At 64.4% G+C, this 26,880-nt stretch carries 26 protein-coding genes; 14 read left to right on the top strand and 12 right to left on the bottom strand.

From position 1 onward, the window contains the following. Positions 1-812 precede the first annotated feature (812 nt). Complete coding sequence (locus B9A95_RS02370; RefSeq protein ID WP_084045364.1) at positions 813-1,391, top strand: TetR/AcrR family transcriptional regulator; 579 nt, start codon at positions 813-815, stop codon at positions 1,389-1,391. Between the two features lie 100 nt (positions 1,392-1,491). After that, positions 1,492-2,223 carry an SDR family NAD(P)-dependent oxidoreductase gene (locus B9A95_RS02365; RefSeq protein ID WP_084045363.1) on the top strand — a complete coding sequence of 244 codons (732 nt, stop codon included), beginning with the start codon at positions 1,492-1,494 and terminating at the stop codon, positions 2,221-2,223. Between the two features lie 528 nt (positions 2,224-2,751). Here B9A95_RS02365 and B9A95_RS02360 read toward each other — a convergent pair. Genes B9A95_RS02360 through B9A95_RS02350 form a run of 3 tightly spaced genes read right to left on the bottom strand, consistent with a single transcriptional unit; the run spans position 2,752 to position 4,994 of the window. Then, positions 2,752-3,357, bottom strand: a complete 606-nt coding sequence (locus B9A95_RS02360) for a GNAT family N-acetyltransferase (protein WP_084045362.1) — start codon at positions 3,355-3,357, stop codon at positions 2,752-2,754. 57 nt (positions 3,358-3,414) lie between these two features. Further along, the gene (locus tag B9A95_RS02355; protein WP_084045361.1) at positions 3,415-3,873 is read right to left on the bottom strand and encodes a hypothetical protein; all 459 of its coding nucleotides are present in this window, start codon (positions 3,871-3,873) and stop codon (positions 3,415-3,417) included. Next, positions 3,870-4,994: an ATP-grasp domain-containing protein gene (locus B9A95_RS02350; protein ID WP_084045360.1), complete on the bottom strand. Its 1,125-nt coding sequence runs from the start codon at positions 4,992-4,994 to the stop codon at positions 3,870-3,872. The genes B9A95_RS02355 and B9A95_RS02350 overlap by 4 nt, the downstream gene beginning before the upstream one ends. 122 nt (positions 4,995-5,116) lie before the next feature. Between B9A95_RS02350 and B9A95_RS36035 the strand changes: the two genes are divergently transcribed. Beyond that, on the top strand, positions 5,117-5,251 hold the full coding sequence (locus B9A95_RS36035; RefSeq protein WP_281255798.1) for a hypothetical protein: 135 nt from the start codon (positions 5,117-5,119) through the stop codon (positions 5,249-5,251). A 644-nt stretch (positions 5,252-5,895) separates the two neighbouring features. On the opposite strand, the gene B9A95_RS02345 is transcribed toward B9A95_RS36035, so the two are convergent. Continuing rightward, positions 5,896-6,297 carry a winged helix-turn-helix transcriptional regulator gene (locus B9A95_RS02345; protein ID WP_084045359.1) on the bottom strand — a complete coding sequence of 134 codons (402 nt, stop codon included), beginning with the start codon at positions 6,295-6,297 and terminating at the stop codon, positions 5,896-5,898. A 99-nt stretch (positions 6,298-6,396) separates the two neighbouring features. Here B9A95_RS02345 and B9A95_RS02340 point away from each other — a divergent pair, with 99 nt between their 5' ends. Beyond that, a complete protein-coding gene (locus B9A95_RS02340) occupies positions 6,397-7,146 on the top strand; it encodes an SDR family oxidoreductase (RefSeq protein WP_245808101.1) in 750 nt (249 codons plus the stop codon). A 302-nt stretch (positions 7,147-7,448) separates the two neighbouring features. On the opposite strand, the gene B9A95_RS02335 is transcribed toward B9A95_RS02340, so the two are convergent. The 4 genes from B9A95_RS02335 to B9A95_RS31440 all read right to left on the bottom strand — a co-directional run bounded on the left by B9A95_RS02335 (position 7,449) and on the right by B9A95_RS31440 (position 9,713). After that, positions 7,449-7,787, bottom strand: coding sequence for a YrdB family protein (locus tag B9A95_RS02335; protein WP_084045357.1), 339 nt, complete (start codon positions 7,785-7,787; stop codon positions 7,449-7,451). Between the two features lie 222 nt (positions 7,788-8,009). After that, positions 8,010-8,432 (bottom strand): DMP19 family protein, encoded by a 423-nt coding sequence (locus B9A95_RS02330; protein ID WP_084045356.1) that lies wholly within the window; start codon positions 8,430-8,432, stop codon positions 8,010-8,012. Between the two features lie 201 nt (positions 8,433-8,633). Beyond that, a complete protein-coding gene (locus tag B9A95_RS02325; RefSeq protein ID WP_084045355.1) occupies positions 8,634-9,044 on the bottom strand; it encodes a hypothetical protein in 411 nt (136 codons plus the stop codon). A gap of 465 nt (positions 9,045-9,509) precedes the next feature. Further along, entirely contained in the window at positions 9,510-9,713 is a 204-nt protein-coding gene (locus B9A95_RS31440) for a hypothetical protein (RefSeq protein ID WP_139806396.1), read from the bottom strand. Positions 9,714-9,853: 140 nt separating this feature from the next. Here B9A95_RS31440 and B9A95_RS02315 point away from each other — a divergent pair, with 140 nt between their 5' ends. The 9 genes from B9A95_RS02315 to B9A95_RS02275 all read left to right on the top strand — a co-directional run bounded on the left by B9A95_RS02315 (position 9,854) and on the right by B9A95_RS02275 (position 21,923). Further along, entirely contained in the window at positions 9,854-10,690 is an 837-nt protein-coding gene (locus tag B9A95_RS02315; RefSeq protein ID WP_084045353.1) for a hypothetical protein, read from the top strand. Positions 10,691-11,128: 438 nt separating this feature from the next. Next, positions 11,129-12,145 (top strand): LacI family DNA-binding transcriptional regulator, encoded by a 1,017-nt coding sequence (locus B9A95_RS02310; RefSeq protein WP_084045352.1) that lies wholly within the window; start codon positions 11,129-11,131, stop codon positions 12,143-12,145. 211 nt (positions 12,146-12,356) lie between these two features. Continuing rightward, positions 12,357-13,622, top strand: a complete 1,266-nt coding sequence (locus B9A95_RS02305) for a sugar ABC transporter substrate-binding protein (protein ID WP_084045351.1) — start codon at positions 12,357-12,359, stop codon at positions 13,620-13,622. 69 nt (positions 13,623-13,691) lie between these two features. Further along, positions 13,692-14,621 (top strand): carbohydrate ABC transporter permease, encoded by a 930-nt coding sequence (locus B9A95_RS02300; protein ID WP_084045350.1) that lies wholly within the window; start codon positions 13,692-13,694, stop codon positions 14,619-14,621. Between the two features lies 1 nt (position 14,622). Next, a complete protein-coding gene (locus B9A95_RS02295) occupies positions 14,623-15,516 on the top strand; it encodes a carbohydrate ABC transporter permease (protein ID WP_245808100.1) in 894 nt (297 codons plus the stop codon). 23 nt (positions 15,517-15,539) lie between these two features. After that, the gene (locus tag B9A95_RS02290) at positions 15,540-17,009 is read left to right on the top strand and encodes a glycoside hydrolase family 5 protein (protein WP_084045349.1); all 1,470 of its coding nucleotides are present in this window, start codon (positions 15,540-15,542) and stop codon (positions 17,007-17,009) included. Between the two features lie 37 nt (positions 17,010-17,046). Beyond that, positions 17,047-18,261: a xylose isomerase gene (gene xylA / locus B9A95_RS02285; protein WP_084045522.1), complete on the top strand. Its 1,215-nt coding sequence runs from the start codon at positions 17,047-17,049 to the stop codon at positions 18,259-18,261. Continuing rightward, on the top strand, positions 18,258-19,769 hold the full coding sequence (xylB, locus tag B9A95_RS02280; protein WP_084045348.1) for a xylulokinase: 1,512 nt from the start codon (positions 18,258-18,260) through the stop codon (positions 19,767-19,769). The genes xylA and xylB overlap by 4 nt, the downstream gene beginning before the upstream one ends. Before the next feature lie 39 nt (positions 19,770-19,808). Continuing rightward, a complete protein-coding gene (locus tag B9A95_RS02275) occupies positions 19,809-21,923 on the top strand; it encodes a glycoside hydrolase family 52 protein (RefSeq protein ID WP_084045347.1) in 2,115 nt (704 codons plus the stop codon). A 149-nt stretch (positions 21,924-22,072) separates the two neighbouring features. On the opposite strand, the gene B9A95_RS02270 is transcribed toward B9A95_RS02275, so the two are convergent. Beyond that, positions 22,073-22,492, bottom strand: coding sequence for an HD-GYP domain-containing protein (locus B9A95_RS02270; protein ID WP_084045346.1), 420 nt, complete (start codon positions 22,490-22,492; stop codon positions 22,073-22,075). A gap of 190 nt (positions 22,493-22,682) precedes the next feature. Here B9A95_RS02270 and B9A95_RS02265 point away from each other — a divergent pair, with 190 nt between their 5' ends. Further along, complete coding sequence (locus B9A95_RS02265; protein WP_084045345.1) at positions 22,683-23,333, top strand: DUF2239 family protein; 651 nt, start codon at positions 22,683-22,685, stop codon at positions 23,331-23,333. A gap of 267 nt (positions 23,334-23,600) precedes the next feature. Here B9A95_RS02265 and B9A95_RS02260 read toward each other — a convergent pair whose 3' ends face one another. From B9A95_RS02260 to B9A95_RS02250, 3 genes are read right to left on the bottom strand one after another with little or no spacing between them, the layout of a single operon-like run. Next, the gene (locus B9A95_RS02260) at positions 23,601-24,038 is read right to left on the bottom strand and encodes a response regulator (RefSeq protein ID WP_139806394.1); all 438 of its coding nucleotides are present in this window, start codon (positions 24,036-24,038) and stop codon (positions 23,601-23,603) included. Then, positions 24,028-26,307: an ATP-binding protein gene (locus B9A95_RS02255; protein WP_281255797.1), complete on the bottom strand. Its 2,280-nt coding sequence runs from the start codon at positions 26,305-26,307 to the stop codon at positions 24,028-24,030. The genes B9A95_RS02260 and B9A95_RS02255 overlap by 11 nt, the downstream gene beginning before the upstream one ends. Further along, the gene (locus B9A95_RS02250; protein ID WP_245808099.1) at positions 26,304-26,858 is read right to left on the bottom strand and encodes a biliverdin-producing heme oxygenase; all 555 of its coding nucleotides are present in this window, start codon (positions 26,856-26,858) and stop codon (positions 26,304-26,306) included. Before B9A95_RS02250 ends, B9A95_RS02255 begins: the two co-directional genes overlap by 4 nt. Positions 26,859-26,880: the final 22 nt, after the last annotated feature.

Raw genomic sequence — 26,880 nt, 5'->3', positions numbered from 1 at the left:
CGGTAGGAACAGAGGGCCGAAAAATGAGTTCCCAAGCGTCAGGACAGGGGTGTAGATACCAGGCGCCGCGAGTTACAAGCTGCGCAGAGGCGCGGCATCCGATTGAGAAGACTGCACCTCAACGTTCCACGTCCGGCATGCGCGGAGAACAGGGCCACCAAGTCCACCTCTGGCTCTAACGCGGGCGTAAAGGGCGGTACACCGCACCAGGTCGCGAATTCTGCCGCTCTACTTCCCCTGTTCGGGGAGAGACCGTATGACCCGTCCAGCGCACAAGATTGACGGCCCCACGGACAAGCTCCGGGGCAAAATACTCTGCTACTCCAGTCCCGCGGGGTAGAACTGGCCAAGCGCTTGATGTTTGAAATGAACGCCGCCAACGACTCTGGCGCTGCGTCTCAGGCGGTCAGCCATATGCTGGCTACGCCCCACGAAGAAGCTGACAAGGCCGCCACTGACAGTGACGCGTCACGCCTCCCCCAGTTCTCTGGCCCTCGCGATGGACGACACCACCGTGGGCCAGATTGCTGAAGCCCGCCTCAGTCGCAACGACCAGCTTGGTGCTTCTGCCTGTGGGCAGTGAAGTCGGCGGACAGGCCGAGCACCACAGTGCCAAGAGCTTTGCGACTTTTGCCTTCCAGAAGAGGTCGGTCAACGTGTCTATTCAGCACATTCACCATGCTGAGTGGTCGCCAAGAACCACTGCTGTCACCCGTTGATTTTCGCTCTCTTGTCGTTGGTACCCGGTGGACCTGACAGGGCCATCTCCTCCAGCACTTGACTTTGTAGACGACCGGTCTAATACTAAACCTATGCACCATGACACCCGTGCAAAGCTTCTCGAAGTTGCTCACGAACTTGTCATGGTGCATGGATTCAATAACACCGGCATCAGTCACATCCTGAAAGAAGCGGACGTCCCCAAAGGATCGTTCTATCACTACTTCGCCAGCAAAGACGATCTGGGATTTGCTCTGCTCGACCGGTTCAGCGCACTCCTCCAGGCCCACCTCAGGCAGTTTCTCTCGGCGTACGAGGGAACAGCCCTCGAAGCACTGAGGGCCTACTTTGAACAGCTGACCGTACAATTTACGGACGAGTTTCGCCTGTGCAACTGCTTGCTAGGCAATCTGGGACAGGAACTCGCTATTCAGCACGAAGGCTTCCGAACCGCAGTGCGGCAACATTTCAATGAGATCGAGCAGTGCCTGGCACAGCAATTCGAGCGGGCCAAGGGTGAGGGTGACCTCGACCCTTCATGGAACAGTCAGGATTTGGCCCGGCTGCTCTTCTCCGGATGGGAGGGAAGTCTACTTCGCGCCAAATTGGAGCAGTCAGCGGATCATCCAGCCGTGTTCGTCCGGTTCTTCTTCGGCCGCTTGTTGGCTTAAAGGACAGGCGCGCAGAACACACCCCTCCTATTCTCTGCCCCTTTGTAGACGACCGGTCTACTCAGGCGGCTTCGAGTCTCATCTCATAAGGAGAACCACCGTGAACACAAGGCAGATCCGCGGAACCCACGTCCTCGTTACTGGGGCCAACCGGGGCATTGGGAACGCTTTCGTCCTGTCACTTTTAACACGCGGCGCTGAACGGGTCTACGCTGCTGTCCGCGACCCCGCAAACGTCACTGCGTTTGGCACTTCGGATGACCGACTGGTTCCCGTCATCCTTGATGTCACAAGCCCTGACGACATTCACCGGATCCAACAGACCTTGCCACGTCTTGACCTCCTGATTAACAACGCTGGCACTGCCTCGGCCTCAACCTACACGGCGGCCTCTGCCCTCCACTCCGCCCGCTCAGAAATGAACACAAATTACTTCGGACCCCTCCAGCTCAGCGTCGCCGTACTAGATCTGCTGCAACAAAGCGACAACGCCGGGATTATCAATATCTCGTCCATCGCAGGAATTACCAACTTCAAGGCCCTGGGAACATACTCCGCGTCCAAAGCGGCCGCACACTTCCTCACCCAGGGCTTACGCGCCGAAATTGGTCCCACAGGCATTTTTGTCGCTGGTGTCTACCCTGGCCCGATCGATACCCGCATGGCTGCCGGGTTCGATGCGCCCAAACCCAGCGCCCATGAAGTGGCCGAGATCGTACTAGACGCTTATCAAGCCGGCGTAGAAGACATCTTTCCGGACGCGTTTTCTCGTTCCATGGCAGACATGTTCTTTCAGAATCCGAAAGCGCTGGAGCGGGCCTTTGCACAATAACGGCGACCCAATCCATGGGGATAGATGGCCGCCATGTTCTGAGCGCCGTATCGCAGTTACTGGCGGCTTTCTGGGGCAGCTTCGGGCGAACGAAGGAAAAACAAGGCGGCCCGTCACGTCCTCCAGGGCTGTTCCCAGGGCCAGCGCCCACACTTCATGGATACGGGATTGCAGCACACCCAAGGTGAAGTCGTCTTCACGGGCAAAGACAATTAGTGCGCTGTTAGCGAGCGCCGAGGACTGAGCCACACTCAGTGCTTCACCGTCACCTCTTCGCACGCCAGCACGCGCAAAGCACACCCCACGGCCGCCAGCATGGTTGCCGTCGTTGCGCCGGGCGCCAACCCTGGGTACGGCGCTGAGCAACCGTACAGGCGGACGCGTCAGGAGGGCAGATCAACCTGGAAGAAGGGACCAGGGCCCATTGACCTGAGAGGTCCCGGACTGGAAATCCGGGGAACCGCCGCGCCACCGGGTCAATGGGGAACCAGCGGGACCACCGACCGTTTGGGCGGAACCGGGCCTGAATCAGAGGTCATGCTGGATCAATAGTGGCAGCAGGCCGTGCATCAACCGGGCGAGTTCTTCCCAGGCCCGCCGTTGCGCTTTCGGAAGGTGGGCAGTGAGCACCAGGCTGTATTCCGGAACGGCCACGCCACCCCGGGCGCGCTTAAACGCCCCCACACCCCCGCTGGCGTTCACCAGGAGCCCTTCTTGCCGGGCGTCCCGCAGCACATCCAGGCTCAGCCGGCGGTACCAGCCGTCTTGCTGAGGAGCTGCCAGCGCGTAGCCGAACAGCGGTGAGGTCATGACGCCAGCACGGTTGAGGCTGCCCCGCACGGCCATCAGCGCGGAGCCCACGCGCAGGCCCCGCAAGTTCAGGATCCGTTCGTCCCGCGCCAGCCGTAAAAATTCCAGGGTGAACTGGGGGTTGAACAACGAGTACTTCTGTAGGTAAAGCTGCCCGTACAAGTCCAGTGCCGCCCTCAGGTCTTCGTCCGTGAACGCCTCATGCGGCACCGGTGTGGCGGTGGGAAGCCGGGTACGGCTGGCGTCGTTGCGAAGCTGGGCCTTTTTCCAGAAGGTCTCCTGCCTGGGGTCTTGGTACGTGACCAGCCGGCTGGGGACGCACACGTACTTCGCGCCCTGGAGTGCGCCGATCAGCAGGGCGTGCCGCGCGGTGTCCAGCGATCACCAGACCAGTGGTCGGTCCGGGAAAGCGGCGAGCAACGCCCGCGTGGCGGAGCGCAATTGGTCTGGCGTGAGGTGGGGATAGAGGTTGGTGGAGAGCAGCCAGCTGTTGATATACACGGCGCGCTCGAAACCCAGTTCCCGCAACACGAGACCCAATCCTCCCAAGAGGACTTTCCCGGGGCGGGTCAACGGGGGAGGAACGAGTTTGTGCAGTTCCTCAGCCGCGTAATGCGCCAGATGGGTGACGGGGGAGACGGTGAAGGTGTCTTTCCAGGCTGGGTCGTACGTGATTGGTAGCGCTGCGAGGCCGTCGCTCAGGACGGCCACCTGAACGTGGGCGTTTCGGACGAAGGTGGAGGCACTACACTGCAAAACGGGCGTCAGCGCCCGGCGGGCGTAGTCCCCGTCAGCGTCACGGGGCCACACCACCGTTCCCGCATCATGGCTGAGCCTCACGCCTCACCGTTCCATTCGATGTCGTGCGTGGTGGCCTCCAGCACGCCGGTGCCGAGCCGCAGAGCCCGGACCACCCATGCGCCGGCCACCACCGGCTGCATCAACGCGGGCCAGGGATCATGCGGGGCGATCATCACGTCACGCGCCGTGCGCCAGGCATGCCAGTCGGACGCCCGCCGGACGCCACCCAGAAACATGACAGCCTTCAGGGCCAAAGGACCGGCAGGGGCAGCCAGGAGAGGTTCCTGGGGAGTAGGCGCCAAGTAAGTTCGCGTAACTTCCGGCTGGTCGCGAAACAAGTGAAGACCACTGGTCAGACGTGGGTTGCACTCGAGTGCCCACAGGCCTGCCGCGTCTTCCTTAAAGTCGAACGCCACCTGTCCAGTCAGGAGGGTGAATGCCCCGAAGGCCTCCACCCAGGCCTGAATTCCCGGGTGATGGATCGCCTGGAAGTACGTGCTGGCGCCGCCCACGGGAAACCGCGCAGGGTAGACGCCCAGGGCCGCCACCGCTCCCGCCCGCAAGACCGCGAACGCGCACCATTCTCTTCCTCCCTTGTGGTGCTGTGCCGTCCAGGGGTGGGTTTTGCTGGGACGGACCCGCTTCAGTTGTGCAGGAGAAGGGCGGATCAGGGCCCGGGTGCCGAAACGTGAGTAGCTGGGCTTATAGACGGACTCGGGAGCGTTCTGCGCGTAGGCGCGGAGTTCTCGCTCACTTTGGAGGAGGGTCGTCGTTGGTCCGGGCAATCCCGCTTTGCTCAGCAGTTGGGAGAAGGCGTACTTGTCGTGCAACTCCCGGAGCTCTTCCAGCGTGGGGCAGAACACCGTTACGTGCGGAGACAGGAGGGGCCGGGCGCGCGCCACCCAGAAAATTTCCTCACACGTTGGGATCAGGACGTCGTACCGGCCGCGCTGCACCGCGCGGCGCAGTTGCTGGGCAAACGCCGCATACGCCTGCCGCGGAGGTGCAACTCGCAGGTTGCGCTGCACAGTGCGTGAGAACCGGGAGGCAGACCAGAACCAGCTTTCAGCGACGTCCACGCAGTGCCCGCAGCGCTGGAACAACCGCGCGAGTTCCAGCGCTGCGGGCGCGCGGCCACCGGTCAGCAGGATGCGTGCCATACCTTGAGTATGCATGTGGCGCAAGCGCACGGCACTGGAATGGAGAGGGAGCCGGAAGAAGCGCTCCGCATCCTGCGCCCTGTGGGAAGCCGAAGATCACGCCAGAGAACCTTCAGGAAGGCGTGGATGACTTCAAGGCCCTCGCGGAAGTGACGCGGCGCGAACTGCAAAACACTGATCAGAAGGAGCAGCACCTGTGCAGTTTCCGCAAGCAGAAGCAAGAAGCTCCCGAAGCCAAGCGCACCGCCAAGAAGTAACCCCACCATTGGCACCTGGCTTGATTTGAGACGCGACCTTAAGGGGATGTTCCGTCGGGGGCACCCTCCCAAGGGAAGGAGCACGCTGGGTGTACCAAACTTGAGCCGTCATCGGTAAGCCACACCTCCAACGCAAGCGGGGGTGTCCTTATACAGCCAACACATCACTCAAAAATCCCGCTCCCTAACCCTGGTTTGGCGCGAGTACGTACTTTGATAAGCAGCTTGAGTTCCCCCGCCCGTGGGCGGGGGAACTCAAGCTGGGGTGGAGCATAATTTGCCCGCTTTCAGGAAACGACTTTGTCAAGATGGACCACAAACAGACGGAGCACCCCAATCCAGCTACGTTGCATTCCACTCCTTAGGCCGTGCGGGATTGCTCAGCGCTGTATTTCACCGTTATTCCCCCAGGCGACGACCGTGCAGAGGACGGCGGGCGGCTTATACAGCTGAAGGATGAGTCGCATGGAGAACGGCGCCACACGGCCATATCCCCGGACCGTGCGCCGCTCGCCTGAATCTGCTGGAGGAGCCGGACAGCAAAGTGACGATGCGGGAGGAAAAGATTCACCTTACAGGACCGCACATTGAGGTGGTGACGGTGGGGCTGAACCTGGGCTTGCGCCGAGAATAAAGACGTGGGGTCAGACTTTGGACGCCGTCTGCCCAAAGGCCAACCTCGCCTGGGTGATGGCCTCCCGGTTGACTTCGGCCCAGTGCCACACCCCACAAAACGCCTCGCCCAGGCCACGGCCCATCTCGGTCAGTTCGTACTCAACGCGGGGAGGCACCACTGGGTAGACGGTGCGGACGACCAGCCCGTCGGCCTCCATCTGCCGTACGGTTTTCGTCAGCATCTTCTGACTGATGTCGCCCACAAGCTCCCCAAGGCGGGTAAAGCGCAGCCGCCCATGCTCCTCCAACGTCTCCAGAATGAGCATGGTCCACTTGTCAGCCACCCGCCCGATGATCTCCCGAACAAGGGTGTCGAGTTCGGGATCAGTTTGCTGCGGTACGGGGAGACGGTCCTGCACGACGCTGGCCATTTTATCACTCTCCTTGAGGTTAGTATGGCACTTTCGGGTGCCTACTTTCTTTTGGTTCGTATGTGATGCAGCATAACGGGCAGGAGGAAGACCATGCAAATGAACGGCAACACGATCCTGATCACCGGGGGCGGCTCCGGCATAGGCCGGGCGCTGGCCGAGGCTTTTCACGCACGGGGCAATCAGGTCATCATCGCGGGTAGACGTCAGGAGAAACTGGATGAGGTCACTGCGGCGAATCCAGGCATACGGACGGTGGTGCTCGACCTCGAAGATCCTGAGGCGATCAAGACCTTTGCCCAGCAGATCGTGACTGACTTTCCTGACCTGAATGCTGTGGTCCACAACGCCGGAATTATGCGCCCCGAGCAGATACAATCCGGCGGTCTGGACGACGCCGAAGCGATGGTCGCGACGAACCTGCTCGGGCCAATCCGTCTCACGGCAGCCCTGATGCCGCATCTGCTGGCCCAGCCACAGGCGGCCCTCCTCACCGTGTCGTCGGGGTTGGCCTTCCTGCCGCTCGCCGCCACGCCCACCTACAGCGCGACGAAGGCGGCCATTCACTCCTACAGCCAGTCACTGCGCCACCAGTTGCGGGACACCAAGGTGCAGGTCATCGAACTCGCGCCGCCCTACGTGCAGACCGAACTGATGGGGGCCCAGCAGGCGAGCGACCCGAACGCGATGCCGCTCGCCGAGTACATCGAGGAGACGATGCACCTACTGGAGACGCAACCAGACGCACACGAGATTCTGGTCGAGCGCGTCAAGCCCCTGCGCTTTGCTGAGGTCAGTGGAAGCTATGAGGCAGTCTTCGCGGGGATGAACGGCGGCGCAGCGCACTAGAGCATTTGCCCGAATTGCGCCGCGGGTGGAAGGGTACCCCTCACGGCTCCCCCCATTCTCCCCAATGCTCATTCAGGTTTGCTCGCCCTACCCGGTCAAAAAGAGGACTTCTTTTTGACAAATGCTCTAAACGTCCCTGAGACGGAAATGGGGCACTCCGCCTCCTCAGGCGGAGTGCCCCGTGACTCCAGATCAGGGAGGCCTCAACCGGAAGAGCTTCCTCCCGTCTGGCTGCAGCATGGGCTTGGGTTCAGTCCGAGTGACTGCTCAGCACGGCAGCGCTGCTCTGCCGACCAGTTACCTTACTGCTTCCATATAAATGCCAGAACCGTATTGAGTAGTACGAGCGACGCAAATGTCCACGCCAGTGTTGGCCGCTCAACAAATAAAAGGGCAAGCACGGCTAAGCCGAACACAACCAGTTTAAGCATGACCCGCAAGGATGCAGCCACAGATACCGAAGCTTTGGGTGACAGAAAGGCTCCCCAGAAAACTGCCGTCAGCAATGGAACACCCAGCCCCAGGAGCACCTTGAGCAGTGGATTGTGCGCAACCTGGAAGCCCCACAGTCCAAGGGCAATGAGGACACACAACTCGAGTGAGAAGGCAAGAGCCAGGTTGCAAAACTTCAGCATCTCCATACTTACCCCACCCTCCCGTTTTCTCGGGGGCGCTGAGTAGTCACCATTCTGGATCTTCGGAATTTGCTTGCGATTACCCTCTAAGTCCTCTCCCTCTGCTGGTACCGCCCATGTGCCTATTGTTTTTGGGCAAGTGAGTGAGCCGGAGCGTGGCGTTGGAGCAAGGTGAGGATATCTACGCCCCACACCCCTAAAAACCTCAAGAGGAACGAGAGGAAATGGCTATTGGTTTGCCTGAGGCAGGTGGCGACTCAGCTCCACAAAAGCTTCGTCGCTGATCAGGAAATACTCTTGACTCAACGCCAGTAGGCCGCTTGAGTCCGGACCATCCTCATCTTGCAGGTTCCAGTGTACCCGCCGCAGAATGTTGGCGACTCGGTCGCAAAACAGGCCTTTGCCAACGTAGTACGCGGCGAGCAGAGAGGTATGGCGCGAATAGCCATTGGCGTGCCACTGAGCAAAACCTCCACTTTTGACCTGATCGTCCATCCACCAAGCCATCACTGCCAGCCGGGTGTCTTCGTTCAGCCGTGCCAGGAATTCTTCTAGACCCTCACCCCGAGTTTTTCCCCTCAGGGCACGGAGAGCAAGACGCACAACAGGCAGTTCATGAACATCAATCAAGAGACGAAAATTCTGATCCACTCTGTCCTCCAAAAGCAGCACGGTCAGCTGTGAGTGAAGTGTAGCGAGAGACACGCAGAACCACTGTGTGTATGTTCAGCTGGTCCGCGGAAGTCAATTCCCCTGGGCTTGAAGGAGCTCCTTGCTCCTACTGGGGTGGCGTCTGCGTCATCCTCACCACCTCGGGTGCCCTGATAGCGAGCACCGAGGACTGAGCCACGCTCAGTGCTTCACGGCCACCTCCTCGCGCGCCACTACGCGCAAAGCCCACCCCACGGCCGCCAGCATGGTCGCCGTCGTTGCGCCGCGCTCCAACCCCAGGTACGCCGCTGAGTGCAGCGCGTGGTACGCCACCTGCAACGGCTCATTCCGTGCGGCTGCCAGCTTGGCGTACCACTCCCGGCCCAACGCCTCCACCGCCAGCTCCCCGTGGCCGGAAACCATCGCGATCTCTCGGGCATTGCGCTCCACCCCGGAGGCAAACGACAGCAGCACGTCCCGGCTCGGGCGCTCCTCGCTGAGCGCCGGAGCAAACTCCACCGCCGCCACAAGCTGCAAGGTCAAGGTGATGCACGTTTCGAACGCTTGCTGATTACGCGTATGCACCAGCGGCGAACGAGGCAGAACCGTCATGCCCTCAGGGTGCAGCCAACTCTCCCGCAAGGTCAAGATGAACTTGTGCCTACTCGATCGCCGAGATAATGGTGATCGTCGCCGTCCTGACCTCGATTCTACTGAGCAGCTATAAGGGCGCCACCGTCAAAAGCGAACGCCAGGGCGCCCGCTCGCATACTGCCCAACCTCAAGGCCAGCAGCCTCGCCCCCATGAAGTACCTCCAGTCCATCCACCTGACCGGCAATCTCCCCGTACGCCGCCACGGGCTTCGCGCCCGATTCCCCTCACCTCGAACGGTCTCACCAGCTGCTCCACCGGCACGTACAGCGTCAGAATGACCGCCGTTGTAAACGTTGAAACTTTGGTCGTCGAGCCGCAATGAAACGCACGACGGCTGGGCTCTCAAGAACATTCCGCCCCGCTTGAAGGGGAAGAACGGGGCGACACGGAGGTACACCGCGAGGGCCTGGAACTGTGGGGCCCTACTGCACCTGACCGCGTACGTCCTGTGGGAACGCCGCCTGTTGTCGTTGGTGACAGCGCAGACACACCTCAGCCTGGTACCCGGCCACCTGCAACCGGACGCACGGCAGGCCATGCACTTCGACCCCGTTCGAGTGGTGTTCGCGAAGGCGAGTTCCCGTCACAGGCAGGGCAAGCACTTCGTCGGGTGAGGCGCTCAGCATCAAGATTGGTGACGACTCAGCAGACCCCTACATCCAGGAAGGGCGGCACTCGGTCCCCTCAGAGGCCTAAGGCGCTGTGCCAGGAGTACAGCGTCCATTCGTTGGTCCTTGAAACGGAATCTCTTGTGGCAGCATGACGTATGGCACATGCCAAAGGCCCACCTGATACGCTTCCGGCTCCCGCGCGAATCTGGGTCCTGTTGGCAAGTGAGGCCAGCACCGCCGTCATCTTCCGGCGTGGCCCTTCCCGCTGGACGCGGCTGTATTTGTGGGATACGGCGACGGATACCCTCACACCCGGTTCCTGGTTCGCGGGAGAGTTGTACCCCTTGAAGAGCGACCTCTCGCCCGATGGCAAACACCTGGTCTATTACGCACGAAATGAGTCCAAAAATCGTCTGGAACGTGCGAGAGCGGAATGGGGGGTAGACCATTTCTGGACCTGGACTGCCGTGTGCAAGCCACCCTGGGTCAAGGCGCTGGGGCTGTGGGAGGGCGGCTTACCAGGGGACGGTGGAGGCGTATTTTGCGATAGCCGTACCCTCTGGCTCAATTATTATGTGCAGTCGCTGGCGCAGGTAAAGACGCTGCGTCAGCCCCCGGGACTGGCCACCGCCCTGTATCCGGAGCGCGGCCACCGGCCCATCTGGACGGCAGCGATGAAACGGACGGGATGGCACTTGCTTCAAACGCCAGAGGCTGGAGACGGGTATCCCTTCGCGTCCCAGTTCCTCCTGCAAAAGCAGGAACTGGAACTTCGTATTCCAGGCCGTGAACGACAGCAGTTTACCGATGAGTACCGTTGGCATGGTCCCAACCCACCTGACCTCAGCGGAGTGACCTGGGCCGACCTCGATCAGCAGGGCCGCCTCGTCTACGCGCGGGCGGGCCGGATTTACGCCCAGGGTGCCCAAGGCGAACGCGAAGTGTTCAACCTGAACACGCACCGGCCCCCGATGCCCTGGCGTACCAGTTAAGTCCACCCCTGGTGAGTAGTCACCAAGATTGTTTCTCAGTGACCCGTCTGACCACGGGAAGAGCGGGCGCCTTTCTGGCGTTTACTTTTGGGCTTCTTCTGCCAACCCTGGTCCTGGCTGGGAGCTGATGGGAAGCCTCGCTATCGCGCGCGACCTGTACTTCCAACTCGCGGATGTGCGCTTGAAGGCTTCACAATTGCAGCAGGTCACGTCCGGGACAGCCTCACCTTACCCATTCCACTCAGACGGCCACCTGCGGCTGAGTAGGCACGGGATTTCTTGGCAAGGCAGGACGGCCGTACGTGTGTTTCCTCAAGATGACGGCAGGGGGAGAGCAACCCACCCTTGGCACGGGCCTCAGTCCAGAGGGATCTCCCCTTGACGCCTCCTGAGAGTTATCGTAAAGTTACCGGTAACCAAGCCACCTAAAGGAGCGAAATGCGTTCCAGTCCTGTGACCCTCGCCGACGTCGCCGCTCAAGCGGGCGTCTCCAGAATGACCGTTTCCAAGGTGGTCAACAAACAGCCCGGTATTTCCGACTCCACCCGGCAGAGGGTTTTGCAGGTCATTGACGAACTTGGTTACACCGCCCATCCTTCCGCCCGTGCCCTCGCCGGAGGACGGACCGATACCCTCGGGGTCGTCGTCCCCTCCATCGGACCGCAGTACATCAGCGAAGTCGTTCGGGGAGCCGATCTCGTCGCCTATGAGGCCGGACTCGACCTGCTGATCTCGACCACCCAGGAAGACACCGCCCACGAGCGCCAGAATGTGGGCCGGCTCTCGCGGGGACTCGTCGACGGCCTCCTGATGGTCCTGCCCCGCTCGCTTGACCGGTACGCCGCCACCCTGAAGCAGTCCGGGGTTCCGGTCGTGATCATCGCCGCCGCCAACACCACCATGCCCTTTCCCCTGGTCGACGCCGATCACTACCGGGGCGCGCGCCTCGCCGTCGCCCACCTGCTGGAGCTCGGCCACCGCCGCATCGGCTTTATCGCCGGGCGCGCGGACACCACCGCCAGCCTGGAGCGCCTGAGGGGCTACCGCGAGGGCCTGCTGACCGCCGGGCTGCCCTTCGACGCGGCCCTGATCCGGCCCGGTGAGTACACCCAGCCGGGCGGCTTTCAGGCAGCGCAGGCCCTGTTGGACCTGCCCGAGCGCCCCACGGCAATCTTTGCGGCGAACGACGTGTCGGCCTTCGGGGCCGTCGAGGCGGTCAAGGACCGGGGCCTGCGCGTGCCGCACGACGTCTCGGTAATCGGGTTCGACGACATTCCCCAGGCAGGTCAGGTCCACCCCGCCCTGACGACGGTCCGGCAGCCCCTCGTCGATATGGGTGCGGCGGGCACCCGCCAACTGCTGAACCTCCTGCAGGGCGTCGGGTCCGTGTCCGACCGGCTGGTGTTGCCCACTGAGCTGGTGATCCGCGCCTCCACGTCCCCCCTCACCCCCTGAACCTTTTCTCAGGCGGCTGAACGCCCGGTGGCCCCACGTTCCGGGGGTCTGGGCCTTTCCTGCCGCGCCGGTTCCCCTTCAAAGCCAGTTCCACCCCGACGAAAGGCGGGAAGGCCTCCTCCAGATCACGCCCCCACAGCCCTCTTCCCCACCGCCAGACGTGTCATGACCCGCACGTTCGTGGGTGACCCATTGTCCACAGGAGCCCGCCATGCCGAAGACCTTCCGCACTGCCCTGACTGCCCTGCTCGCCTCCAGCGCTGGCCTCGCCCAGGCCCAGGACGCCATCGACCTGTGGCACATCCAGACCACCGACGCGGGGAAGAAGATCATCCAGGACGCCGTGGACCGCTTTCAAAAGGCCAACCCCAGCGTGAAGGTCAACGTCAGCCCCACCCAGAACGACACCTACAAGAGCAAGCTCAAGATCGCGGTCGGCGCAAACAGCGCGCCCTGCGTCTTTATGTCCTGGGGTGGCGGGCCGCTGAACGAGTACATCAGGTCGGGCCAGGTGCTGGACCTCACGCCGTACCTGAACAAGAATGCCGCCTTCAAAAACCGCATTCTGCCCGCCGCCTGGAGTTCGGTAACCTTCGGCAACAAGATCTACGGCGTTCCTGCCGAAAACACCGCCGTCGCCGTCGTCCTGTACAACAGGGAGCTGTTCGCCAAGTACGGGCTCAAGCCGCCAAAGACTTGGAACGAACTGCTGCAGGTGAACGCCACACTGAAGAAAAACGGCGTGGCCGCGTTCTCGCTGGCCAACAAGGCCAAGTGGCCGGGCAGCATGTTCTACGCCTACCTGGTGGACCGGATCGGCGGGCCGAACGCCTTTAAAAATGCCGCCCTGCGTGAGAACGGCGGCCACTTCACGGACCCGGCGTTCGTACGGGCAGGTCAGATGGTTCAGGAGCTGGTGAAGGCCGGGGCCTTCGTGCAGGGCTATAACGGGCTGGACTACGACAGCGGCGTGTCCCGCCAGTTGCTGTACTCGGGCAAGGCCGCCATGGAACTCATGGGCACTTGGGAACTGGGCACGATCAACAACGAGAACCCAGAGTTCCTGAAGAAGGTGGACTTTTTCCCCTTCCCCAGCGTGCCGGGCGGCAAGGGCAACCCCAACGCCGTACTGGGGACCGTGGGCGACAACTTCTACAGCGTCTCCAAGTCCTGCAAGAACCCGGACGCGGCCTTCAAGCTGCTGACGTACCTGATCGACGATCAATCCGCCCAGGCCCGCGTCGCCGATAACCGCCTGCCGCCGGTGAAGGGCCTCAAGGTCAGCGATCCCCTATTAAAGCGCATCCAGGCGTTTGTCAGCAGGGCTCCCAGCGTGCAGCTGTGGTATGACCAGGAGCTGCCCCCGCAACTCGGCGAGCTGCACAAGGACACCAGCCAGGCGCTGCTGGGCCTGAGCAGCACGCCCCAGCAGGTGGCGACGCAGATGGAGACGCTCGCCAAAAAACTGCTGAAATAAGGCGGCTGGGAGGACATGCGCATTTCCCGCGTGTGCCCTCCCGCTTCACCTTCCCCGGAGGAGTGATCCATGCGTACTGCCCTGCCCACCGAACCCACCCGGCGAGCGCTGCGAAAGCGCCGGGACCTGAGTCAGACCTGGGTTGCTGCCGCCTTCCTGCTGCCCGCCCTGCTGATGCTCTGCGTGTTCCTGGTGTACCCGCTCCTGTCCAGTTTCCGGCTGTCGCTGCTCAACTGGAACGGTCTGGGCAACACGGCGAAGTACGTCGGGGGGCAGAACTGGGCAGAGCTCGCCCAGGATGGAGTCTTTAGAACCGCCATCCGCAACAATGGCCTCCTGGCAATCCTCTCCATCGCCGTGCAGATTCCCGTGGGGTTGATTCTGGCCTTCCTGCTCGACAAGGCGGGGCGGGGCTCCCGCCTGCTCAAGGTGCTGTACTTTCTGCCGCTCCTGATGTCCAGCGTGGCCGTCGGCACTGTGTTCCGCTCGGTGTATGACCCCAATTTCGGACCCATCAACGCGGTGCTGCGGGCCGTGCACCTGGACGCACTCGCGCAAGACTGGCTGGGCAGCACGGCCCTCTCCCTGCCAGCCGTGATCGCGGTGGTGTGCTGGCAAAACATTCCCTTCTACATGCTGCTGTTTCTGGCCGGACTGTCGGGGATGCCGGGCGAACTCCGGGAAGCGGCCACGCTCGACGGCGCGAACGAACGGGTCATCTTCTGGAAAATCACGCTGCCGTTCCTGCAGGGCACCATCCGCACGGCCGTAGTGCTGTCCCTGATCGGGTCGCTGCGCTACTTCGACATGGTCTACGTCATGACCGGGGGCGGACCTTCCAACGCCTCGGAGGTGATGGCGACGTACATGTACCGCACTGTGTTCGCAGGCTTCAACATCGGGTACGGCGCCGCGATTTCTACGGCCATGTTCGTGATCGTCGCTGCCACGGCGGCCCTTGCCCTGCGCGCCAGCAGGCGCTTTGAGACGGAGGTCTGACGTGATCCAGACCACCCCCAAACGGCCGCCCAGGCACAGGCAACGGGCACAGCAAAGGTGGCCCGTCTGGCTTCGCAAACTGCCTGGTCAGGCCCTGCGCCTCATCCTCGCCGTGCTGTGGTTGCTGGTCGCCACGCTCCCGTTCGCGTTCATGTTCCTGACGAGCGTGAAAAGTCAGGCTGACATCTACTCCACGCCAGTCTGGGCGCTGCCAAAGGTTTTCGACTTCAGCAACTACGTCAGCGTCCTGCACGGCCCGTTCTTCACCTATCTCCGAAACAGCGTGCTGGTTGTGGTCCTCTCCACCGCCATCACCCTGCTGCTGAGCAGCATGGCCGCTTTCGCATTCGCCCGCCTCCACTTCCGGTTGAACGGCCTGCTGTTTGGCCTGGTGATCGCGGGTCTGATCGTACCGGTGCACGTCACCCTGATTCCCATCTACCTGATGACCCGGGCGGTGGGGCTCTACGACACGCCATTCGCGCTCGTCGGTCCCTACGTGGCCTTCAGCCTGCCCATCAGCATCTTTATCCTGACCGAATTCATGCGCCAGATTCCGCGTGAGATGCAGGAGGCCGCGCAGATCGACGGCGCCGGGCCGGTGACCCTGTTCACCCGCGTCTTCCTGCCGCTGAGCACCCCTGGCCTCGCCACCGTCGCCATCTACAACGGCATCAACATGTGGAACGAGTTCATCTTCGCCTACGTGCTGACGGCGAGTCCGCAAAACCGCACGCTGCCGCTCGCAATCTGGGACTTCCAGGGACAGTACAGCGCGAACATTCCGGCGATCCTCGCGGTCGTGACGCTCACCACGCTGCCCCTGATCGCCGCCTATATGTTTGGGCAAGAACGCATCATCCGGGGCATGATGGCCGGCTCGGTCAAGGGCTGAGCCGGGAGCCAGGGGAGAACATCATGTTGCAAGTCAGAAACGGCCAAATCGTGAATTCGGCGGGCGAGCGGGTGACGCTGCGCGGCACGTGCATCGGCGGGTGGATGCATCTGGAAAACTTCATCAATGGGTATCCAGGAGCCGAACACGCCCTGAAAGAAACGATGCGCGACCTGCTGGGGCCCGCCCGCACCGCGTTCTTCTTCGAGCGTCTGCAGGCCCACTTCTTTACCGAAGACGACGTGCGTTTTATCCGCTCGACCGGGGCCAATACCGTGCGGATTGCCCTCAATTACCGGCAGTTCGAGCGCGATGACCGCCCCTTCGAGTGGCTGGAGAGCGGCTTCACCCGGCTTGAAGAGGCCCTGACGTGGTGTGCCCAGCACCAGGTCTACGCCATTCTCGATCTCCACGCGGTGCAGGGCTGGCAGAACACCGACTGGCATAGCGACAACGCGAACCGCGTGGCCCTGTTCTGGCAGCATCCGCATTTTCAGGACCGCTTCGTGCAGTTGTGGCGGGCCCTGGCTGAGCGCTTCTGCGGACACCCCTGGATCGCGGGCTACAACGTGATGAACGAACCCGTCACGAACGCGCCCCGGGGCCGTTTTGGCAGCAACGCCTACCGCCCCAACTGGGAGGTCCTCAACCGCATCTACCGCCGCGTGGTCACCGCCATCCGCGAGGTCGATCCCGCCCACATCGTCTTTCTGGAAGGTGACCTGTTTTCCACCCGTTTTGAAGGTCTGCAGGCACCCTTCGCCGAGAATCTGGTCTACTCCAGCCACAACTACACCCCGGCCGGGTTTGGTCCCGGCCCCTACCCCGGCGAATTCGAGGGCTACGAGGGCTCCTTCCAGACCGAGCCCACCCGGCAGCGCTGGGACCGGGAACGGCAGCGTGAGGTCTTTTTCAACACCGAAGGCGCGCAGTTCGCCCAGAAACACGGCGTGCCCCTTTGGGTGGGCGAGTTCGGCTCGGTCTACAACGGGCCCGGCGACGACCCCGCCAGTCGCTTGCAGGCCCTGGACGACCAGATCGGTGTGTTCGAGGAATTCGGAGCGCACTGGACCACCTGGAATTACAAGGATGTGGGGGTGATGGGGCTGGTCACGCTGGACCCGGAGTCACCGTATCTCCGCCTTGTCGCCCCCAGCTTGCGCGCCAAGGCTGAACTGGACACCGATTTTTGGATGGGCTGGCTGCCGCAGACGTCCGCCAAACGGAAGCTGGACGAGCTCGCGCGCCTCATCGAGGGCGTGGCGGGTGATCCGAGCATCGAACCCCAGGCCAACCGGCGCTTCCTGGGGCAAGCGGCGTTCGACCACTACGTCGGCGGCCTGCTGCAACCCGCCTACGTCCGGCTGTTCGAGCACTTGAGCGAGAATGAGCTGGACGGAGTGCTGTCGTCCTTCACCCTTCGCCACTGCTGCCCGAACGCCGGGCTCGTGGACCTCATCCGCAAGTACGCGCCGCAACCCCAGATGGCCTGAAGCCCTACACCTTGCTCGCCCTCCCAGAGGTATGCCCATGACCGATTACACCCCAACGCCCGCCGACAAGTTCACGTTTGGCCTGTGGACCGTGGGCCAGACGGGCCGCGATCCTTTTGGTGAAGCCACCCGTCGCGGTTTTTCTGCTCCCGACGTCGTTCGCAAGTTGGCCGAACTCGGCGCGTACGGCGTGAACTTTCACGACAACGATCTGGTGCCCATCGACGCGTCTGCCGCTGAGCGTGACCAGATCATCCGGGAGTTTCGCACGGCCCTGGACGACACCGGCCTCGTCGTCCCGATGGCGACCACCAACCTCTTTTCGGACCCCGCGTTCAAGGACGGGGCGTTTACGAGCGCGGACGCCCGCGTGCGCGCCTACGCCCTGCAAAAGACGATGCAGGCGATGGATCTGGGTGCCGAGTTCGGGGCGCAGACCTACGTCTTCTGGGGCGGCCGCGAAGGCACCGAAGTCGACGGCAGCGGCAAACTGCTCGATGCTCTTGGGTGGTTCCGCGACAGCCTGGACTTTCTGGCGCAGTACAGCCAGGACCAGGGGTACAACTACCGGTTTGCTCTGGAACCCAAGCCAAATGAGCCGCGGGGGGACATCTTCCTGCCCACCGTCGGCTCGGCGCTGGGCTTCATTGCCACCCTCAAACAGCCGGAGCTGTTCGGGGTCAATCCCGAGTTTGCCCATGAGACGATGGCGGGACTCTCGTTTCCTCACGCCATCGCCCAGGCGATCGACGCGGGCAAGCTGTTTCACATCGACCTCAACGATCAGAAGATGGGGCGCTTCGATCAGGACCTGCGCTTCGGGGCTGAGAACCTCAAGGGCGCGTTTTTCACGGTCAAACTGCTGGAAGACAGTGGGTACGCTGGTCCCCGACACTTTGACGCCCACGCGTTGAGGACCGAGGATGCCGAAGGGGTCTGGACCTTTGCCCGGGGCTGCATGCGCACCTACCTCATCCTCAAGGACAAAGTGGCGCAGTTCAACGCTGACCCCGAGATTCAGGCAGCACTGCAGGCCTACAGGGTGCAGGACGCAGAGCTGGAAGCGCTCAGCCAGGGCTACACTCCCGAAAAGGCCCGGGGCCTCAAAAACCGCAGCTTTGACCGCTCAGCCCTCGGACAGCGCGGACCCGGCCTGGAGCACCTCGACCAGCTCACCGTGGAGGTGCTCCTGGGGGTGCGCGGCAGTGCCCCCCTTAGGACCCCCCGCGCCCAAACGGAGGTCGGGGCGTGACCCACTCCCCCGTTACCCTCGGGGTGGACCTCGGTACGAGCGGGGTGAAGGTGGTCGCGCTCGATGTCCATCGGCGCACCGTCGCGTCCGTCACTCGGCCCTACCCGCTGTCCACCCCACGCGCGGGGTGGACAGAACAAGATCCCCACGACTGGGTGCAGGGCACCCTCGCCGCCCTCACGGCCGTGGCGGCCCAGCTTCGGGAGCAGGGCCAGACCCCCGTTGCCCTGGGGCTGAGCGGCCAGATGCACGGCGCCGTGTTTCTCGGCGCCCAGGGGGAGGTGATTCGACCCGCCCCCTTGTGGAATGACCAGAGGACAGGGCAGGACGTGGCGGAGATCGAGGCCCGAATTCCCCGCTCAGAACTGATTGCCCGAACGGGCAATCGGGCCGTCACCGGCTTTCAACTCCCAAAAATACTGTGGTTGCGACGGGAGGAACCCGGGGCCTTTGCCCGCCTGCGCCACGTCCTGCTGCCCAAGGATTATCTGGGCCTCGTCCTCACGGGTCAGATGATCACCGAACCCAGCGACGCTTCCGGCGTAGGTGCGCTGCATCTGGCCCGCAAAGAATGGGACACGGACGTGCTGGGCGCGCTGGACCTCTCCCCCGCCCTGTTTCCGTCTGTCGTGAACTCGTGGGAGGTGGCGGGGCACTTGAAAGGCCCTCTGGCGGCACAGACGGGCCTCCCGCTGGGTCTGCCGGTGGTGGCGGGAGCGGGGGACAATGCGGCGGCGGGCGTGGCGCTGGGTCTGGGTTCGGCCAGACCCGAGGTGGGGAGCTTGAGCCTGGGAACAAGCGGAGTGCTGTTCGCGCCCCTCGCGCAACCCACGCCCGATCCCGAGGGACGGGTACATCTGTTCGCACACGCAGACGGGGGGTATCACCTGCTGGGAGTTACCCTGTCGTGCGCGGGAGCCTTGCAGTGGCTGCGGGACCGGCTGTTTCCGGAAGTGGACTTCGAGAGGCTGCTGCGCGAAGCGGAGCAGGTGCAGGCAGGGGGAGAAAGCCCGGTGTTTCTCCCCTACCTCGCGGGGGAACGCAGCCCGCACATGAACCCGGCGTTGCGCGGAGTGTGGACGGGGCTCAGCCTGGCGCATGGCCGGGGCCACCTGACCCGCGCGCTGCTCGAAGGCACAGCGTTTGCGCTCGCCGACGTGCAGGACGTGATGGTGGGCCTCTCGTCGGTGCGCTCGGTCCTTGCCACAGGGGGCGGAGCGCGCAGTGACCTCTGGCTCGGCCTGATGGCCCACACCCTCGGTCTCGACGTCCACCGGCCACCTCACGTCCCCGGACCCGCACAGGGAGCTGCCCTCCTCGCCATGCCTGCCGCTGGATTCTTTCCCGACCTCACGGCCGCTTTGCCGCCCCTCGGTCTCACCGGGATGGCGGGAGTAACGCCGGTGGAACCGCTCGCATCCCGTGCCCAGTACGCCACTGTATTCGGGCAGGTGTACGGGAGTGGACCTGCCGTTCCCACAGACGTTTCCTTTGGGGACCAGCCGTGAGGCCTCTTTTCACTTCACGCACCCGCAAAGGACTCCAACGTGAGTAACGCCTATCTCAGTCATCACGCGCCCTGGGGAGCCTACGCCCCCTTCATTCTGGGTGAATTCGGCAAGGGTGGCGGCTTCGCCCTGTCGGACGTCCATTCGCCCGGGCGCAGCGTCTATGTCGCCTACCGCCGGAGCGGAGAAGACGTGCAGGTGCTGCCGTTTCTCAGTGCACCCCTCGGGCTGGGGGAATTCGCCTATCAGGCCGATGCCGACGGCCTCGGCCACACGCCCCCGCCCACGCGCTCCGTCCCAGGTGAGGAACTCGAACGTCACCTCGGCTGGGCGTCGGACGAGTGGCGGCACGGTCCCCTGCGTTTTCGGCTCCTGAGTCCCTTCGGCGAGGTGCCCACCCCCGGCACCGACGACGCGGCCCTGAAACGCGCGGTCTGTCCGGTGGTCCTGGCCGAACTGGAACTCGACAACCGGGATTCGGCGAACAGGGCTGAGCTGCTCTTCGCCCTTGAAGGCGTCAACCGCCCCCTGTCCGATACCACCGCCGGGGCGCTGCTGGGCGCGGCGGCGGGACGGCGGTGGGGGGTGGCCGCCCTGCCCGGCCCCGATGTGGAGGAGGTCCAGGATTTCGACGTGATCGGGGCCGCCTTCGGAGAGCGCCGTCCCCGCGTCCGTCGGCTGGGCAACGCGGGGGGCGTGCGGCTGACCGTTCCCCCGGGGCAGGTGGGCCGGCTGGTCCTCGCGCTGGGCAGTTACCAGGGCGGCACGGTGACGGCTGGATTGAACGCCCAGTTCTTTTACACGGAGATGTTCGCCGATCTGGAGGAGGTGCTGGCCTTCGGGTTGGAGCACGCCGGTCACTACCGACAGCTCGCCGCGGACCGGGACGCGGAACTGCGCGGCAGCGGTCTAAGCTGCGAAAGGCAGTTTCTGCTCGCGCACGCCGCACACGGCTACCTCGCCAATACCGAGCTGCTCGTGCGGGAAGGAGGCCGGCCCCTCTGGGTGGTCAACGAGGGCGAGTACCGCATGATGAACACCCTGGACCTGACCATCGATCAGCTGTTCTGGGAACTGCGGTATCATCCCTGGACCTCCGGCAACGTCTTGGACCTGTTTCTGGAACGTTACGCCTTTACCGACGCCGTACAGGGCAGCGGTGGGCCTTTGCCCGGTGGCCTAAGCTTCCCGCACGACGTGGGGGTCTCCAACGTCTTTTCACCGCCTGGCCTCTCCTCGTACGAGACCGAGGACCTCCACGGCTGCTTCTCGCACATGACCTTCGAGCAGCTCACCAACTGGGCGCTGAGCGCCGCCGTATATGGCCGGCTGGCAGACCCGGCGTGGCTGACGCGCCGGGGCGAGGTCCTCGAAGCGTGCCTGGCCTCGCTGCTCGCGCGCGACACCGACGGGGACGGCGTAATGGACGTGGACAGCGCCCGCTGCGGGACTGGGACCGAAATCACCACCTACGACAGCCTGGACGCCAGCCTGGGCCCTGCGCGCGGCAACCTGTACCTGGCCGTCAAGACCTGGGCCGCGCTGGTCTGTCTGGAGCAGGCGCTGACGGCCCTGGGACGGGGCGGCGAACGGGCCCGGCAGCAGGCGCAGCGGGCCGCGGCGCGCATCGCTGGAGCCTTCGATCCGGCACTCGGGTACATCCCGGCCCTGCTCTCCGGCGGCAGCGACGCCTGCATCATTCCGGCGGTCGAGGCCCTCGTCTATCCGCTCCTGCTGGGCTTGCGGGAAGCGGTCAGCGAGACGGGGCCGTACGGTCCGCTCGTCGCCCGGCTGCGTCAGCACCTGCAGACGGCCCTGCAACCGGGCCGGTGTCTGGACCCGGTGTCGGGAGGCTGGAAGTTGTCGAGCACCAGCCCCAACACCTGGATGTCCAAGATTTTCCTGTGCCAGTTCGTCGCGGAAACGGTGTTCGGGTTGGCTCCCGATCCACACTGCGACGCGGCGCACGTACGCTGGCAGCAGCTCGGATCGGCGGCCCACGGTCCCACCGACCAGGTCCGTTCCACTGACGGGCACGCTCTCGGCAGCCGGCTGTATCCCCGGCTGGTCACGGCCGTGCTGTGGCTGCCCCTCCCGGAAGGCCCTTCCCTGCCCAGGTGGGAAGCCGCCCTGCACTCGCCCGTGTCGTCCTGAGCGCTGCTCCAGGGACGGAAGGGAGTCGTACGGCCCTTCTGTTTCCCTCCTCTGCACCCCTGGAAGTTCAGGCCGCCTTCGCCGCGGGTGGTCTGCGGTTCTCCGAACGTTCGGGGTTCAGGGGCGAAGACCGCCTCCGGTCAGGAGGTTCAAAAAGGCGTGGTCGACACACCCGTCGAGCAGCACCCCTCCTCCTGGAGCAGCCGCTCGGCCACTTCTCCGCAGGTCCAGGCCGCTTGTGGGGCCGTACGCTCGTCGGGCCGTCGTAGACGTCCACCACCGCGAAGAGAAGACGCGGGCCGCGAGGGGAATAGCGCGGCCCGCCAGGCCCAGGTGTACCCGCTGCCGTTCCCGCGTTCCTGGTCGTACAGCGCGGCGGCGCGGGTGGCGGGGAGCAGCGAGGGAATGTGGTGCAGCGTCTCGCAGCCGATGCCCGGATGCCGCTGGATGACCTTCCACTCCACGGGGATGAGCTGGACCGTCTCAAGCAAGGTGGCTTGGGGAATCGCGACTTTGTCGGCGTCGTGCAGGGCCTGGAGGCACAGGGCAGGAAGAGGCGAGTCCGTCACGCAGACGTCAGGAGCTACACGGCTCCAGGAAGAGCAGGAGGCGAATAGGTCTGCAGGCGAGCCAGAGGTGCCTCTCAACCCCCTTATGATGTGCAGAGCGGCCAACATACCGCAGGTCGGAAAATATCCATTCACACCCTTTCACCCGGCTGACATTGACATCTCTTTTTACCCGGCTAATATTAATGCCATGAGTGATGCCACCCACACGGCCTTTCACGGCTCCCTCCACCTGGCAACGGCCCCATTGCCCGAGTTGCTCGGACAGCTGGAAGCGCGCCGCCCTACGCTTGATCTCACCGTGCCCCTGCTGGTGTTCGACGACCGCACGGGCCGAACGCTCAGCTTCGACTGGCGCGAGGGCGAGGACGTGCCCACGCTGCTTGGGCGCATTCTGCCCCCGCCACAAGCGCCGCAGAAACCCGTTGGGCGTGGACGGCCCCGGCTGGGGGTGGTGGCGCGGGAGGTCACCCTACTGCCGCGGCACTGGGAATGGCTGGAGGCCCAGCCCAACGGCGCTTCGGCCGCCCTGCGCCGCTTGATCGACGAGGCGCGGAGGCGCGAGCCGGAGCGCGAGCAGGTGCTGGCGTCTCAGACAGCGGCCGACCGCTTCATGGTTGTGCTGGCCGGCGATCTGCACGGCTATCAGGAGGCGGCCCGCGCCCTGTACGCCCGTGATCCGGAAGCCTTCGATGCAGCCACGGCCACCTGGCCACCCGACGTCCGGGCTCATGCCCGTTCGCTCGCCCACCCTGCCCTCGGCGCGGTGAGCGAAGTGAACGGAACGCTGCCCTTCCAGAGTCTCGCCCACCCCACCCCCCCGTCAGGAGAAGATTGGTGACCCCCTCCCCGGCCTGCGAAAACGGGCCCCCCCGCTACAAGAACTTCACCCCGCGTCTGGGTGTCTACCGCATCACGCACCTGTCCTCCGGCTGCACCTGCTGGGCTGAAGTCCGGATCTGGAAGGCACAGCACCGCCACCCGGGGTTTTCCTGCTCGCCATGGTGGTGATGCGGGCGAGGTCCAGTCACCGGACATAGCGTGGGGAGGCGGCAGGAAGGGGCAGGCACACGGCCAGCCTTCCCTTTCCTGCCGCCCACAGCCAGGTTTACGGCTGATAGGTGCGCGGCAGGCTCGCCGCCCCAAACCAGTAGGCGTCCAGCAGGGTCATCAGGTGCAGGAACTCATCCAGGCTGGCGGGCTTGCTGACGTAGGAATTTGCCTGGAGGGTATACGCCCGCTTCACGTCGTCTGGAGCGCTGGAGGTGGTGAAGACGACAACGGCGAGGTGGCGCAGGGCCGGGTCCTCCCGTAGCGCCGCGAGCACCTCAAACCCGTCCAGGCGCGGCATATTCAGATCAAGCAGGATCAGGTCCGGAAAGCGCTCGGCCGCCTTGCCCGCTTCGAGCTGCTCCAGGGCCTCCACCCCGTCGCGGGCCACTTCCAACGTGACCGGCAGGGCCGAGAGTTCCAGCGCCGTTTCCATCAGGAAGACGTCGGCGGGATTGTCTTCTACGAGGAGCAGCTTTACACCTTCACGCCTCACCGGAGGCCTCCCGGAGGTCTGGCAGATGCAGTGTGAAAACGCTGCCCCGCCCCGGCGTCGACGAGACGGTCAGGGTACCGCCATGCCGCTCCGCCGCCAGACGGGCCAATGCCAGGCCGATCCCGCTGCCTGGCGAGTCCTCCCGGCGGCCGAGGCGCTGAAACAACCCGAAGACCTTTTCCTGAAACTCGGGCGCGATCCCGGGGCCCTCGTCACGTACGGTTATCTTCCAGGCCCCCGACGCGCGCGTGGCCCCGAGCTGTACCCGGGGCGACCGCCCACCGCTGAAGGTCAGGGCGTTGGCGAGCAGCTGAAGCAGCAATTCGCGCAGATCCCCAGCATCGGCCTGAAGAACGGGCAGATCGGGGCTCACCTCCACCGCGGCCGCCGTCTCCTCCACCCGGTCAGCGAGGGTGTGCAGCGCGTCCTGTACCAACCGTGCCAGGGGCACTGGGCGGCGCACGGGTGGCGGGGCCGAGAGCAGGGCCGTGTAGGTGTGCAGGTCCCGGGTGAGGGCACGCAGCCGCGTCGTCTCGTCGAGCATGAAGCGGAGCATGCGCTCGCCGCCCGCATCCACCTGACCACCAAAGCGCAGGTGAAACAGCTCCGCAAACTGAGAGATCAGCCGCACAGGTTCCTGCATGTCGTGCGCGATCACGAAGGCGTACTGCCGCCACTCGGCGTTCGAGCGCTCCAGCGCCCGGTTGAGATCGCGCACCACATTCAGCCGCGCGCCCAACGCCGACGTGAGGGCCTGACCGAGTTCCCCAGCCTCCTCGATCTCGCCCGGGTGCCAGGGCACCGAACGGCCACGCACCGTCTCCACATAAGTCTCGAAGGAACGCCGGGGACCCAGCTGGCCTTTGGCCTGCTCGGGCGTCGCACCACCCCAGGCCACCTCGGCGCGAATCTCCGGCCGCAGCCATACCAGACCCTCGGACCAGCCGCCGCTCACGCTGATCGCCAACAGACCTGAGGCGGTGTCCATATACTCCGCCGCCCCTGGCCACTGCTCTGCGAGAGCGTCCGTATGAATGAGGGTCCCTTCCCGTGTCCGCAGCCAGGCCAGCAGCGCCTCGATCCAGGGGGCAGGGGGCGTCTGGCCCTGCGCCTGCCAGCCCCCCTCGAAAAAGGCGACGACGCCCCCTGCCCGCATCAGCCCCGCGAGGTCCAGCCCTTTGTCCGAGAACGTCTCCAACGGAGCGAGCGAGTGGGCAGCGGCCTCCACGATCCGTGCCCGGCGGGCCTGCAGGCCCCGGCGAAAGGCGTCGGTGTCCGCGCGTTCCTTGACCTGCACCTGCAGGCTGAGCAGCCGCCCCAGGTATTCGAGGGCGGTGCGCGTCTCGGGCTCAACCACATGAGCCGCACCGTGATGACACGAGATCAGGCCCCACAGCTGCCCGTCCACCACGATGGACACCGACAGGCTGGAGCGCACACCCATGTTGCGCAGGTACTGCAGGTGCATGGGTGAGGTGGCGCGCAGCACGGCCCCCCCCAGCGGCGTCGGCGTCCCCGTCTGTGGGTTGAGCCGGGGTTCCAGGACGTCGGGCACAGCCTCGGTATCGGCAGTCAGGCGCAGAAGGTGGCGCACGTACAGCGCGCGGGCCTGCGCGGGAATATCCGATTCCGGAAAACGGTGCCCCAGGAAAGAGCCCAGGTGTTCGCTGCGGGCTTCGGCGAGCACCTCACCGCTGGCGTCCTGCGCGAAGCGGTAGATCATCACGCGGTCAAAGCCGGTGAGCTCCCGCACCGCCTGCACCGCCACCCACGTCAACTCGGCCAGGGTGGGCGCGCTCTCCAGGGCGAACACGGCGTTGCGCAGCGCCTGGGGGCCGCTCTGCTGGGGTGGTCCGTTCGCCTCAAATTCCAGCACGAGGAGGTCCCCGGCACGGTGGCAGGTCAGGGCCACGTTCCCACCGGACTGGGCCAGCACCGCGCGGTATTGGCGGTGATCGGGTGAGCCGGGCGGCAGCGCGGCCAGCAGCGGCGCGAGGTCTGACCCGGGCAGCAGGACGCTGAGGGGACGGCCCAGCAGGGCGGCTGGAGGCTGGCCCAGGTGCCCCTCCGCCCCCGCGCTGACCTGCAGGATGAGATGGGTGTTCGCGTCGGCCGTGAGCAGCGCTCCATGCGGCTGCACGCTTCCGGGCAGGTGGATGGGCTCGCGCTCGCAGTTGTCGGTGGTGATGGCGGGGCCGCCCAGGTAGGTGGGCGGGAGCAGTTCCCGTTCCGCTGCTTCGGGGCGGGCCATTCGGGCATCGCCCGTCACGCTGGAACTCCGCGCAGCGCGTCCGCAAAGGCCCCAAATGTCAGGTTCGCGCCTGCGACCACCTCCTCCGCGTCGCCTTCCCAAAGGTTCAGCGCCTCCCCAAACGCCCGCCACATTGCGCCAGTGCCCTCACCGTGGGCGTGGAAATAGGCTCCTCCCCACTCCGCCGTGATGTCCAGGGCCACGCGCAGGTGCCGCCCGATGACCTGACCACCCAGCGTGCTGCCCTCCAGCACGTACAGCGTGCCCAGACCCTGGCCCAGACCGGATAGACGGGGCGCAGCCGGCATACCCCTTGTGGGCCATACCGGGGTGGGCGCGGACAGCGCAATCAGGTCACGAACGAGCAGGGGCGCGCGCAGCCGATGCTCCAGCCCGAAGGCAGCGGGAATGGGCAACTCCAGCAGCTGAGCTTCCAGCGGGGCGACAACCCCCAGCAACTGGCGCAGTAAACGGATATAGGCGGCCTGCGTCAGGGCAGGGTCCAGCACGGGCATCAGGGCCTCCACCTCGGCGTGTCGCTCCCGCGTGGCCTGTTTGAGGTGTGCCATAAGCATAAGTCTGGGGTCACCC

The organism is Deinococcus hopiensis KR-140, assembly GCF_900176165.1.
Lineage (GTDB): Bacteria > Deinococcota > Deinococci > Deinococcales > Deinococcaceae > Deinococcus > Deinococcus hopiensis.
This window is presented reverse-complemented; position numbering and strand designations above follow the sequence as displayed.

Excerpts from the sequence above, each read along its gene's own strand:
- B9A95_RS31440 (WP_139806396.1), bottom strand. The coding sequence starts at position 9,713 with ATGCTGAGCGCCTCACCCGACGAAGTGCTTGCCCTGCCTGTGACGGGA.
- B9A95_RS02305 (WP_084045351.1), top strand. The coding sequence starts at position 12,357 with ATGCCGAAGACCTTCCGCACTGCCCTGACTGCCCTGCTCGCCTCCAGC.
- B9A95_RS02265 (WP_084045345.1), top strand. The coding sequence starts at position 22,683 with ATGAGTGATGCCACCCACACGGCCTTTCACGGCTCCCTCCACCTGGCA.
- B9A95_RS02350 (WP_084045360.1), bottom strand. The coding sequence starts at position 4,994 with ATGGCACGCATCCTGCTGACCGGTGGCCGCGCGCCCGCAGCGCTGGAA.
- B9A95_RS02310 (WP_084045352.1), top strand. The coding sequence starts at position 11,129 with ATGCGTTCCAGTCCTGTGACCCTCGCCGACGTCGCCGCTCAAGCGGGC.
- B9A95_RS02370 (WP_084045364.1), top strand. The coding sequence starts at position 813 with ATGCACCATGACACCCGTGCAAAGCTTCTCGAAGTTGCTCACGAACTT.
- B9A95_RS02315 (WP_084045353.1), top strand. The coding sequence starts at position 9,854 with ATGGCACATGCCAAAGGCCCACCTGATACGCTTCCGGCTCCCGCGCGA.
- B9A95_RS02340 (WP_245808101.1), top strand. The coding sequence starts at position 6,397 with ATGAACGGCAACACGATCCTGATCACCGGGGGCGGCTCCGGCATAGGC.
- B9A95_RS02290 (WP_084045349.1), top strand. The coding sequence starts at position 15,540 with ATGTTGCAAGTCAGAAACGGCCAAATCGTGAATTCGGCGGGCGAGCGG.
- xylA (WP_084045522.1), top strand. The coding sequence starts at position 17,047 with ATGACCGATTACACCCCAACGCCCGCCGACAAGTTCACGTTTGGCCTG.
- B9A95_RS02300 (WP_084045350.1), top strand. The coding sequence starts at position 13,692 with ATGCGTACTGCCCTGCCCACCGAACCCACCCGGCGAGCGCTGCGAAAG.
- B9A95_RS02250 (WP_245808099.1), bottom strand. The coding sequence starts at position 26,858 with ATGGCACACCTCAAACAGGCCACGCGGGAGCGACACGCCGAGGTGGAG.
- B9A95_RS02345 (WP_084045359.1), bottom strand. The coding sequence starts at position 6,297 with ATGGCCAGCGTCGTGCAGGACCGTCTCCCCGTACCGCAGCAAACTGAT.
- B9A95_RS02335 (WP_084045357.1), bottom strand. The coding sequence starts at position 7,787 with ATGGAGATGCTGAAGTTTTGCAACCTGGCTCTTGCCTTCTCACTCGAG.
- B9A95_RS02325 (WP_084045355.1), bottom strand. The coding sequence starts at position 9,044 with ATGACGGTTCTGCCTCGTTCGCCGCTGGTGCATACGCGTAATCAGCAA.